General features: G+C 42.4%; 13 protein-coding genes. 2 read left to right on the top strand and 11 right to left on the bottom strand.

Annotated elements, in window-relative coordinates:
* Nucleotides 1-4: 4 nt before the first annotated feature.
* The 3 genes from H6G03_RS09780 to H6G03_RS09770 form a co-directional block, all read right to left on the bottom strand.
* Nucleotides 5-433: a hypothetical protein gene (locus H6G03_RS09780; RefSeq protein WP_190464139.1), complete on the bottom strand. Its 429-nt coding sequence runs from the start codon at nucleotides 431-433 to the stop codon at nucleotides 5-7.
* A gap of 4 nt (nucleotides 434-437) precedes the next feature.
* Complete coding sequence (locus tag H6G03_RS09775) at nucleotides 438-776, bottom strand: hypothetical protein (protein ID WP_190464138.1); 339 nt, start codon at nucleotides 774-776, stop codon at nucleotides 438-440.
* A gap of 69 nt (nucleotides 777-845) precedes the next feature.
* Entirely contained in the window at nucleotides 846-1,193 is a 348-nt protein-coding gene (locus tag H6G03_RS09770) for a hypothetical protein (RefSeq protein WP_190464137.1), read from the bottom strand.
* Nucleotides 1,194-1,374: 181 nt separating this feature from the next.
* Here H6G03_RS09770 and H6G03_RS09765 point away from each other — a divergent pair, with 181 nt between their 5' ends.
* On the top strand, nucleotides 1,375-1,860 hold the full coding sequence (locus tag H6G03_RS09765; RefSeq protein WP_190464136.1) for a helix-turn-helix transcriptional regulator: 486 nt from the start codon (nucleotides 1,375-1,377) through the stop codon (nucleotides 1,858-1,860).
* A 150-nt stretch (nucleotides 1,861-2,010) separates the two neighbouring features.
* Here H6G03_RS09765 and H6G03_RS09760 read toward each other — a convergent pair whose 3' ends face one another.
* Nucleotides 2,011-2,790 carry an RDD family protein gene (locus tag H6G03_RS09760; protein WP_190464135.1) on the bottom strand — a complete coding sequence of 260 codons (780 nt, stop codon included), beginning with the start codon at nucleotides 2,788-2,790 and terminating at the stop codon, nucleotides 2,011-2,013.
* 93 nt (nucleotides 2,791-2,883) lie between these two features.
* Nucleotides 2,884-3,765, bottom strand: a complete 882-nt coding sequence (locus tag H6G03_RS09755; protein ID WP_190464134.1) for a DUF975 domain-containing protein — start codon at nucleotides 3,763-3,765, stop codon at nucleotides 2,884-2,886.
* Between the two features lie 75 nt (nucleotides 3,766-3,840).
* On the opposite strand from H6G03_RS09755, the gene H6G03_RS09750 reads away from it, so the two are divergent.
* Entirely contained in the window at nucleotides 3,841-4,797 is a 957-nt protein-coding gene (locus H6G03_RS09750) for a stage II sporulation protein M (protein WP_190464133.1), read from the top strand.
* Here H6G03_RS09750 and H6G03_RS09745 read toward each other — a convergent pair.
* From H6G03_RS09745 to H6G03_RS09725, 6 genes are all read right to left on the bottom strand, one after another.
* A complete protein-coding gene (locus H6G03_RS09745; protein ID WP_190464132.1) occupies nucleotides 4,794-5,666 on the bottom strand; it encodes a DUF975 domain-containing protein in 873 nt (290 codons plus the stop codon). The genes H6G03_RS09750 and H6G03_RS09745 overlap by 4 nt on opposite strands.
* Before the next feature lie 16 nt (nucleotides 5,667-5,682).
* Nucleotides 5,683-7,008 carry a DUF58 domain-containing protein gene (locus tag H6G03_RS09740; RefSeq protein WP_190464131.1) on the bottom strand — a complete coding sequence of 442 codons (1,326 nt, stop codon included), beginning with the start codon at nucleotides 7,006-7,008 and terminating at the stop codon, nucleotides 5,683-5,685.
* A gap of 112 nt (nucleotides 7,009-7,120) precedes the next feature.
* Complete coding sequence (locus tag H6G03_RS09735; protein ID WP_190464130.1) at nucleotides 7,121-8,131, bottom strand: ABC transporter permease; 1,011 nt, start codon at nucleotides 8,129-8,131, stop codon at nucleotides 7,121-7,123.
* A 21-nt stretch (nucleotides 8,132-8,152) separates the two neighbouring features.
* Nucleotides 8,153-9,367 (bottom strand): RNA-guided endonuclease InsQ/TnpB family protein, encoded by a 1,215-nt coding sequence (locus H6G03_RS09730; RefSeq protein ID WP_407650735.1) that lies wholly within the window; start codon nucleotides 9,365-9,367, stop codon nucleotides 8,153-8,155.
* A complete protein-coding gene (locus H6G03_RS39465) occupies nucleotides 9,306-9,857 on the bottom strand; it encodes an IS607 family transposase (RefSeq protein WP_407650734.1) in 552 nt (183 codons plus the stop codon). Before H6G03_RS39465 ends, H6G03_RS09730 begins: the two co-directional genes overlap by 62 nt.
* 12 nt (nucleotides 9,858-9,869) lie before the next feature.
* Nucleotides 9,870-11,519: an ABC transporter substrate-binding protein gene (locus H6G03_RS09725; protein WP_190464128.1), complete on the bottom strand. Its 1,650-nt coding sequence runs from the start codon at nucleotides 11,517-11,519 to the stop codon at nucleotides 9,870-9,872.
* Nucleotide 11,520 lies beyond the last annotated feature (1 nt).

Genomic DNA, 11,520 nt, shown 5'->3' with positions numbered 1-11,520 from the left:
TAAATTAAGAAGCCTCAACCATGAGTATTTTTTGGTTGTACCATATTTTTAACATAGCGCAATCTTTAAAGTATTCTTTACAGGTTTCTTGGGATTGAGTGCTGCTTTTAAGTTCAGATATAGCCAGTTTCCAAGACATCTCGTTAATGACTTTGGAGAGTTCTTCAGTAACCAAGTAATATCTGGAGTTTGGATGTAGAAGATTTTTAGCACCTGTACCTAATAATTTTTCTAACTTAGGATCGTTAGCGCTTAGAGAGATAGTGATTTCTTCTATCGGTTCAAAAAATAAGTCATAAGTGGTTTCATCAATGTTTGATTTTTCTTGGCCAAGACCTGCTTTTAGCATTCTCAAAATAGTTTCAATATCAAAACTTTGGATGACTTTAGCATCAAAGCACTTAATTCGGTGAAAGTGAAGACTTTGCGACATATTTTTACTTCCTGGCTTGCTTGATGTATGCAACTAATTCCGGTAAGCTATTTACTTTTTCCAAAGCTCTAATCAGCCTATCTACTGAATCACAATCATAATATTGTATATCTACACTAGGGCAATTTTCTTTTAGCTTTTCTAAGACAGCTTCATTACTACTATCAACACGATTAACAGGAAATACATAACGAAATCCACTAGGTCGATGACGGTTCAATAAATTTTTAGCATCTCTTGTCCAACTTCTCAGGCTGTTATTATTGAGAGGGCCATCTTTGTTTTCGGGAGAAGATTTACACTCATAAATGTAATTTCCATCTTTAAAGTATAATGGTTCCATTTGATCGCTCTCAAGGCAATATTTATATTGCCAATAATTGGTGGTATCTGTTGGGAAAAGAAATCAGGCTTATTTTTTACGAAAATGAGCCTTAACAGTAAATTTATTACCTAATTTGCTAACTCGACTATGTTGCGTAATAGCAATTATCTTACCATTTAATAAGCCTATAATTAAATCATCTGCCTCTTTAGACAAAGCAACAAAATCTGCACTGCGTTCATTATCTCTTAAATTGTCTACATAATCAATGCCTGGTTTCATACCAAACTGTTGCATTAAATCTTTCAAAATAGATTTGAAAGTTTGGTCGATAACTTTCCCTTTATCAAAAGGGTTTAATGTTTGCCAATCTGGTAACATTTCCAGTGCTTGACTTAAAGCTGTTTTAATTCCATCAAATCCAAACGCTGACATAGACAATCTCTGATTAGTATGTATTAGTTTTATGGAATTTTCCCACCATCGGGAAATGCTGGATGAGCGTGAAAAACTGCTTTTTTCCAATCATAAACTAGCCAACCTCAGCCTTTACTAAGTTAAGGCTGCAATTTAAGCTAGGATCTGGCTAGGAAAAATTTTATGAAGAACCCTTGCTATGCCATCCAACAATGAACAATTTACCGAAGCGGCTAACCACTGGGACTTAGAAACGCTGTATACAGACTTAGCTTCGGCTAAGGGAAAACGCCTGACATCTGTTGAGAAGCTACATTTGCGGGGCTTGCTTTGTGGCTACAGTCCCGCCGAAATAGCTCAAATACTTCATAAAAGTATTAAGGGTGTTGAAAGCGAAGTATGTACTACTTTGTATCCTTATGTTAAAAATCTTGTCGGTAAATGTAATGAAAAAGTGGAGAACTGGCGAAATATTTGCGAATGGCTTGAGGAAGCTGGTTATAAATCTAATTTATATACTCAACAATTGATTAATCCCATACCTGTTGATATTTTAGGAAAAATCGCTAATATAAAAATTGAGAAAGATAAAATAACGATTGAAATTGATCTAAGACAAACAAACGCGCAATCTTCAGAACTTCCAAAACAGAATTTAAACTTCGATGATAATAATACCAATTAGGTGGCCCGATCGCATCAAGCATTTGCGTGATAAACTTTTGGGTCATTAACAGTAGGGTGGGCAATGCCCACCTGACTTAAAAGCCCCAATTAATCATTTTAATGTTCCTACCATATTTAGGATATAAATTTTCATCGGCAAGGTATAACTTTAATAAGTAGATGATTGCTGCTGGTATGCGAGATACACCGCTTCTAAAAATAAATCTGCGGTCAATCCTTCCGGCAAATTTTCTAACTCAATTACGTTTCTAACTTGACGAGCAATTTGTAAGCTCAAATCCGCGCTTGCGTTGGCTGTCATCGCGCTACGCCGCTGCAAATATTCGCGAATCATGGCAAAGTCATCCGGTAGTAAATTGGAGATATTTGCCATTTGAGGTAGTTCTTTTGAAAGCTGTTTGGCTTGTTCGGAGATGGGGAAGTTTATTGTGGCGACCAGATATTCTTCTTGAATGACGAGCGTTCCGGCTACCATGTCTCCCAGTCGCTTTTCTCGTTTTCCCAAAATGATTAAAAATGCTCCTATAAATAAGGTATCATCTATCGATCGCAGTAACGCTCTCAATGTAGCTTGTTGGATGCCTACTCGACGACCGTCGTCGCGAATTACGCGAATTTTGGCGTAGCGTTTTCCGGGTGTTTGTCCTTGCCAAAATACCTCAAAAAATACGAAGTAACCTACGTAAATAAGGAAATTGAGCAGGAATGCGATCGCAAACAGCCAGATTCCCAGTTTCTCTATATTTTTGAACGCTTCTACCAGCTGTATGGAAAATGCAATCCAGGTAATCCAGAACAAAAACAAGGTTAAGAATAAGACAATATAGTCAAGCAAGAGAGCAAAAGCGCGATTGCCAATTCCCGCTAAAGTGAATTCCAGTTCTACACTTTCTGGTGTTTGGAGTGTGATTCGATTAAAAAAGCGCATGACTTATAGAAAGTTTGGAGTTTTGAGTTTTGAGTTTTAAGTTATTAGGCAAGTTTAAATTATTTCCAATGACTTAAAACTCGCTCAATAAATTTACATTTCAACATTGCGATCGCGTATTTGCAAATCCATCCCCTCGCGACGACTCCGCAGATCGTAGTATATCACAGCTTTGATGGTTTGCCAGAAGGGGATTGTCAATGCTCCAGCAACTATCAATAGAACTATAAATGCCAAGATTGAACCGATTAATACTAAGCCTGCTTCAGGAGATGCAGATGCACTGCTGCTTTGGACTCCAAGAAAAATCAAAGAACCGAGCGCAAAAAACAGAGGAATTGCCGCAATAAGTGCGATTGGCGCGGTAATTAGATAGGCTACAAGTAGTATTAATTGAATTCTGAGCCCCGAACCTTTAGTTAACTCCCAGCTACGGCTAACTGTTCCCGTCGCATCGACATTACTTTCTACTGCAAGCGGCAATTCCGGAATCAAAAAGCGAGCTTGGAACCAAAGTTGTACAGCCCAACTAACCAAATTAACCACAAGTTGTACCAAAGTAAAAATAGGGCTTCCTACTGTACTATCCCTAGAACTAGCAAAAATTAGTGTGGCGGGGATAAAAATTATAATGGTTGACACTAAGGATATCCCCATATTGACACCAAAAATTATCAGCCCGACTAAAATTCCTGCCAGTAAAAAGCTCCACATCTTGGGAGTGACACGATCTTCAGCACTGGATGCGCTTTCTGGTTTATCGATTAATTCGCAAAATGCCAGACGTGAAATCTGAGCGTTGATCGTAGCAGCTTTCGCCCAACCATAGATAGGAATAATCGACCACAATATAGATTTGAAAGCAAGACCGACATATAACTTAAGATGAGAGCGGTACAGCACGAGTGCGCTGCTGACCACATTCCCAACACTCAGAGGGCGGATCGGATCTGGAGGGTTAAAGTTTGATGACATGGATTTTCCTGTGCTTTCAGACTATGGTTTTGACGCTATCTTAAGTTACGCTGGGCATAGTCTTGGGGAAATTTTATGAATATTCAACGATGGATCGCACGACGGGAACCTGACTGGAAGCGTCTCGATGCCTTGTTGAAAAAAGTGGAGAAAAAAGGATTAAAGTCGTTACAAGCGGTGCAAATCAAGGAATTAGCCAGTTTATACCGCTCTGTATCGGCGGATTTGGCGCGATCGCGTACCCACCAAGTCGGCAATACCCTAGTACAAGATTTGCAAATTCTCACATCCAGGGCATACAACCTAATTTACCAGGGTTCGCGACGGCAAGAATGGCAGGCACTGGTGGAATTCTATCGATGGGGTTTCCCCGCCACAGTGCAGCAAACATCCGGTTACATCGCCGCTGCTACTGCTCTCTTTCTGCTGGGTGGGTTAATTGCCTGGTGGTTTACCTGGCAAGATCCGGTGTTTCTTTCCATTATGATACCGGAAAGAATGATTACTATGGTACGAGACGAACATAAATTATGGATGGGTTCAATTGTGGGAGTTGAACCTTTAGCTTCTAGCAGTATTATGATTAACAATATCCAAGTATCTTTTGCAGCTGTTGCTGGCGGAATTACAGCGGGTGCATTCACTGTTTATATTTTATTCATTAATGGATTGCATATCGGTGCTGTTGCTACTCTAGTTGGACAAAATAATTTGGCTTATCCTTTTTGGGCGTTTGTATTTCCCCACGGTTCTTTAGAATTACCTGCTATATTTTTGGCTGGCGGTGCAGGTTTACTGATTGGCAGAGCTATTTTATTTCCGGGTAAATTTAAGCGTGGCGATGCGCTCAAATTCTATGGCGGACAAGCAGCGCAGCTAGTATTCGGTATTATACCGATGTTGATTGTTGCTGGTACAATTGAGGGTTTTTTCTCTCCCAGTCCTCTCGTTGCAGAACCGTTTAAATACGTTGTCGGTATCGGTCTTTTTGCGCTGTTGGTAATTTATTGCAACCGCAAGCGAGCGAATTAATCTGAATCCTTTAATCCCAAACCCAAACCTTCTCGACGATTGCGAATGTCGTAATACAAAACTGCTTTAATGGCTTGCCAAAATGGCATAATTATGGCATTAGTTAGTAACAGAAATCCAATCGCAATACCAGTTTCTAAAAAGGAGTTATTGTATTTAAAATAATTGAACGACCAATCGAAAAATTCAATAATAATTTGGTCAATTATTTGGATTGGCAAAGTGATTAAGAATGCGATCGCCAGGAGCCATTGCACGCTAAATTCAAACCCATTCGTGAGATTCCAAGTGCGACTGAGCGCTTTACAGGGGCTCATATTATCTTCGATTGCCAAGGGCAAGTCAACAATAAAAAAACGCGAATATATTATCCCAATCAGCAATAAAAAAATAAACAAAATAGCAAATGTAACCAATAATACGGTGATAATTGCCACAAAAGCTAAGCTTTTATTAAGCTTATCGAGAACAGATGGTTCTAATAATCTGCTACTTGCTTGCAGAAAAATTACCAATATCAAAACAGTTAATAAAAATAAGCAAAAAGTCACAGAAATTACGATCGTTACAAGCAAAAAGTTGGCAAACAAAAAGTTTCCCAATCGTTGATTTATTTTTTGTTTACCCAAGAGAGACTTTTCTGCTGTTTCGCCAATTAATTCACCGAACGCCAAGCGCGATATCAGCGCTGAAAGAGCTAAAAATTTAGCCCAGCCATAAACAGGAATGATTAACCAAATATGAGCTATTAAAGATAAACTGAAGTAAGACTTTAGTTTGTTGAGATAGATTTGGAGAGCAATAGTGATGATATCACCAACGCTAAGCAAACGCAGATAATTTTGATGGTTCAGACGGGTATATTTCATAAGTGCTGAAAGCTAATTAAAGCTGATTTCGCGCTTTCAGTTGCAGATATCGGTCTACCAATCGATCGCTAATTTTATCTGCTGGCGCATCGAGTACCAAAACGCCTTTTTGTTTCAACTGTGCAAAGGCAACCTGACGCTGGGATAATAAATCTAAGGCGACAGCACGGCTGTAAGCACCTTCGACATTGGCGCTGGAAGTGTGCGCCAACTTGTCAACTTGGGGGTCGCGCAAGGTAACGCAAAAGGGTAAATAGCGGGGTGTCAGGCGTCCCAATGCACCCAGAAGTTCTGCTGAGGCGGTGGTATCGACGATATCTGTAATTAGGACAACTAATGCGCGACGAGTTTGTCGATTCACCAATTTTGTGACAGCGCCAACGTAGTCGGGTTCCAGAAGTACTGGTTGAATTGGTGTGAGTCGATCGACTAACTTAGATAATTGATGTTGACCGCGTTCTGGGGGTATCCAGGTGGTCACTTCGCGATCGAACACACCCACACCCACTTTATCTCCTCTATTCAAACCAGCTAACGCCAAGGATAGGGTAGCGTTCAATCCCCAATCAAACCGTTTTAAACCCTGCACTCTCGCCGTCATCAAACGTCCGCGATCGAGTAAAATAATCAAAGTTTGCTCTTGTTCCGGTTCTAGGACGCGCACTTGTAGGGATGCTGCTGGTGTGGCTCCCAATCTGCGGGCTGTCGCTTTCCAATCCACAAAGCGCGGGTCGTCACCCATCCGATATTCTCGCAATTCCGCAAATTCCGTACCAATTCCCATCCGTCTCGCTTGGCGCATCGTACCTGTGTTTTGTAGAGTCAGGCGAATGGACAATTGTCGCAATCCGATTAAATCCGGATAAACGGCGACTTTGGTACTTTGGGGAATCTTCCAATCATCCCAAGCTAATCCCAAAACACCGAGTTGTCGAACTTGAATATCTCCCCAAGAATACTCGCCTCGGTGTGTCGGATGAACTGTGTAGGTCAGTTCCTGACTGCTGTTTCTGGGTAAGGATATTTGCAGCAATGGGGTGGAAACGCCAAATTCGATCGGGTAATAGTCGCGAATTATCAGTTTTGCTGGTCGCTTCCCCGTTTTTACTGATAGCGCAATTGGGTTATCCCGTCCGATCGATAATCGTCCCAGTGGATGACGGGTGATTTCCACGCGCCTTGTCCAGGTCGAAACTGCATCGACGATCGTCAATCCCAGTACAATGACATCAAATAGTAGCGTTCCCAGAATACCAGTTGACACGCTGTAAACTGAGGAGAGGAATAAGGCGATCGCTATTCCCAAGATTAATAATAAATAGACTCGTCCTGAAGGAATCATATTTTAAGGGGCGAGGGCGTCGAAATTGGCAAATTGTTCGGTTTTGAGTTCAGAAATTGCGATGAATACCTTCCATAATACCCTTATATATCTCTCTCTGCTTGCCTTTCGCTCATTCGTACTCGATTCTGGGATCGAAAAAGACATAGGAGAGATCGACTAACAGGTTGATTAGCACAAATGCGATCGAAACGAAGACTACTCCACCTTGAACAACTGGATAGTCTCGCGCTAAAATTCCTTCGTATATCCAGAAGCCGATTCCCGGCCAGGAGAAAATGGTTTCGGTGAGGATTGCACCGCCGAGAAGGGAACCGAATTGCAATCCAATTGTTGTAGCGATCGGCAAAAAGGCATTTTTGAGTGCGTGTTGCCAAATGACTGAATGTTGGGGAACGCCTTTTGCTCGCGCTGTGCGAATATAATCTTGAGATAAAGTTTCCAGCATGGCGCTGCGGGTAATCCTGGCGATGATGGCTAGGGGTATTGTACCTAAAGTTAGTGCCGGTAAAATTAGATGCGATAACACGTCTTTCAACAAGATTATGTCTAATTTGAGCAAGCTATCCAGCACGTAAAAACCTGTGATGGGTTGGAAGTTGAACGTGGCGGCGACGCTAATCCTGCCGCTGGGTGGAAGTATTTGCAGGTTGACGGCAAATAGGTAAATTAATAACAAGCCTAACCAGTATACTGGCAGCGAAACGCCAATCAAAGAACCGCTCATTAATAAATTGTCTAACCAGCTATGCTTGCGAACTGCGGCGAAAATTCCGGCGGGAATTCCCAGAATAAGCGCTACCAACATGGCGGCTAAAGATAATTCAAATGTGGCAGGCCAACGATTTCGGATTTCGTCGGCGATGGGAATGCCGCTGATAATACTTGTGCCGAAGTCGAAGCTAATTAGCTTGAGGAGAAAGACGAAATATTGTATCGGTAAAGGTCGATCTAAACCTAATTGTTCTCTGAGTGCTGCCACCTGTTCCGGTGTGGCCCGTTCTCCCGATAATATTGTGGCTGGATCGCCCGGTATGAGTTGCAGCAAGGCAAATACTAATAGGGTGATTCCTAATAATACTGGTAGCAAGCCCAGGATGCGTTTGGCAATATATTTACCCATGTTTTTTACCGTACAGATATTTCAAGCCCGGACATCAGGAGTAGAAGTCGGACATAGCGATACTGAATCGGTAAAACCGTCCAGTCCGGCGATATCTCGCAATGCTTTGAGGAATATCCCCAAAGCGCCATTGTAGTCTCTAGGTATTTTATGTCCACAGTGAGGACACTTAAACACTTTAGAACCACCTAGTTTAGGGTGGACATGACCACATTTAGTACAAGTTTTAGAAGTATACTCTTCTGTTACATCAACGACGTGACAGCCACGTTTCAAAGCGTGGAATTTTAGAACTTGCTTAAACCTGTAGTGCGCCCATCCTAGCATTTGTCTAACTGTTTTCGTGTTAATCTTCCGTTTCTTATTCCTATTCTTGGCAACCATTTGGGATGTCTCAAAAGTAGGTAGGAATATTAACCGATATTCAGTTGTTAACCAAGCAGCAGTTTTTCTGTGAACTTCGTCAACCAAATTCCGGACGCGATTAAATATTCTATCAATTTTACGTTGTAGTTTTTGACGTTGATGTTTATTTCGGCGTCCCTTTAATTTTGATTTCCTTGAGATTAATTTATCAACGTGATTGCATAGCCTGTAAATCCTCCTGATATCATTATTACCAATCTCTACAAATTTTGCGCCATCAAATCCCGTCATAAATGTACGGACGCCTGGATCTAATGCGATGATTTTCTGACTATCAGATAACTCAGGTATAAACTCAACCGGAAATATAGCAAACCAGCGTTTTTTGTCATAAACTAATTGAGTTTCACTCTCCCAACTTTGCTTACGGCATCTAATGATGTAGCTACCATCTTTTTGTTTAACCTGGTACTCAACATCCTTAGCAGGCAATGGTTCTGCCGATTTGAAACTTAAGTCCTTAGTTAAGCTTGGGAACCATGTCCCATTTTTATAATCCTCTTGTCTAAACCTAATTGATTTAATCCTATCTCTAATCGATCTAAATCTTCCTGCCTCATGTTGCTTTGTCCCCTTCTTACGGGATTTATCATAAGCTTCTTTGGCATCATAAACAGCTTGTACTCTAAACGAGTATGGTGTTTGACTTACCCATTCTGGTACATACGCCAGTATTATTTTGCGTAAGTCAAACTTGCCGATAGACCCATTTTTTCGTTGATACTCAATCGCCTGGTTATAGCAGTACCTACTCGCTGCCAGCCATATTTTCCAAGTTTGATGGAGAGTCTGGTCTGGGTAAAGTCGAATCTTGAGAGATTTCAGACTTGTACTTTCTGAATCCGTACAATCTTGCTGAGAAGCTGTGGAGGATTGCAAGGATGTCTTCAACCAATTCTCGTTCGGGAGATAGTTTAACTTTGTTGAGTACCACGATTTCGCAAGAGTGTTTGGCACATATCCAAGCAAACAAATCGAAGCCAAATCGGAAGAGTCTGTCTTTATATGCGACCACAATACATTGGACATTTCCTGACATAACCCGTTCCAATAAGGCAAGCATTTTCTTTCTTTTGTAGTTAAGTCCTCCTCCCACTTCTGCGATAAGCTCTGCGCCAGGGTATTGAGATTTGAGATATTCACATTGACGCTGCAAATCTTCCCTTTGCTTGGGCGACGAGACACAGGCATAAAGGATGGTAGCCCTAGTCCCGGCAGACTTAGCTGTAAAGCTTGAAACGTCGTATCTCCTTTGTCCACCGGATGTCCACGATCGCAAAAGTTTGAGGCAATCTAGCATACACCAAATATATCAATTTTTGGTAATAGTCTCAAAAGACTCAGAACCCAAAGGACTGGGAACCCAACCTTGAATATTTTTGCGTCTGGCTAAAAGCGGCTGAGAATGGACGATCGGCAAACGTACTGCCTCCTGATGCAAAATTTCATCGACCTCGGCATAGATTTTCCCTCTAGCGGTACGATCGACTGTGGCTCTAGCTTTGTTTAAAAGTTGGACAACGCGATCGTTATTCCAATTACCCAAGTCTGTAGTCGCTCCCGGCCCAAAGTGGGGATAGTAGAAACTATCGGGGTCGCTGTAATCGGCAGTCCAGCCGAGCATAAAAGCTTGAAAGCCAGGTGCTTTGCGACGATCTTCCAAGTAAGCTGCCCAATCTTTAGTATTGAGTTTAACGCGGATGCCGATCGCATTCAAGTCGGCGGCGAAAGCTTCCCCAATCGGTTTGGGAGTCGGGAAATAAGGACGGGAAACGGGCATATACCAAAGTTCGAGATCGAAACCATTGGGATAGCCAGCTTGAGCTAGCAATTGCTTGGCTGCTTGGGGGTTAAATTTGTAGTCGGTAATTTTGGTTGATTGCGCCCACTTTAAAGATGGCGCGGTGAAGTGAGGGTCGCTTGTACCCAGGTTACCCCAAAAAGCTGGCACGATTTGCGCTTTATTGATGGCAGATGCGATCGCTTGCCTTACCCTGACATCCGCCAGTGGTTTGTAACTGGGATTGAGTGCTAGATAACCGACATTAAAAGAAGGGCGGGGAACGGCGACTAAGTTGGCATCTTTTGCGATTTCTTTGCTTTGGTCTGGCGCTAAATCGACAGTAAAATCGATTTGTCCGGCTCTGAGTTGGGCTAATCTAGCTGCGGGGTCGCCGATAAACCGAATGACTACTTGATTGACTTTGGGAAAACCTTTTTGCCAGTAGTTGGGATTTTTCTGTAAGATGATGCGATCGCCCGTGCGCCATTCCTTAAAAATAAACGGCCCGGTTCCCACGGCTAACCCACTGGGAGTGCCGTAACTGGCACCGGCTTTTTTAACGGCGGTGGGACTGGCAATGCCGAAGTAGCCGGAACCAATGGCAGCAGGAAAAACAGCGAAAGGTTGTTTGAGCTTAAACTGAATCGTAGAGTTATCGACAACTGCGATATCTTGCAGCAGCGAGTTAGGTTCTCCCTTAAAACCGCCAAAAAGTTGTTGCCAAATTTCATAAGATTTACCGGCATTGCGATAACCGTTGGGGTGTTTGGCGTCCCACCAACGTTCCACATTAAATTTCACCGCTGCGGCATTAAAATCGGTGCCGTCGTGAAACTTAACTCCCGATCGCAGCTTAAAAGTCCAAACTTTGCCATCTCCAGAAACAGACCAAGAAGTAGCTAGGTCGGGTTGCAGTTCGCTAGATCCCGGTTTAGCTTCCAGCAAGCGATCGTAGATTTGGTAATGCACGACGATCGAATTGCCGTCGGTGATATTCCCAGGTTCCAAGTTGACAGGTTGTCCGCCGGAACCGTAAACCAAGACTCCCGGTTGAGTTGCCGTTGGGGTGCTGGTATTTTGCGTGCGGTTATCAGTTACAGGTTTACCACAGCTGTAAAGGATGGTGGCAAAGGCACAAGCTGCTGCCAAAAGGGGGATGCGCCATTTGCTGTCGTTCATC

It is taken from the genome of Aerosakkonema funiforme FACHB-1375, from assembly GCF_014696265.1.
GTDB classification, from domain to species: domain Bacteria; phylum Cyanobacteriota; class Cyanobacteriia; order Cyanobacteriales; family Aerosakkonemataceae; genus Aerosakkonema; species Aerosakkonema funiforme_A.
Note: the sequence above shows the minus strand (reverse complement) of the source record. Positions and strands in the feature narration are given on the sequence as shown.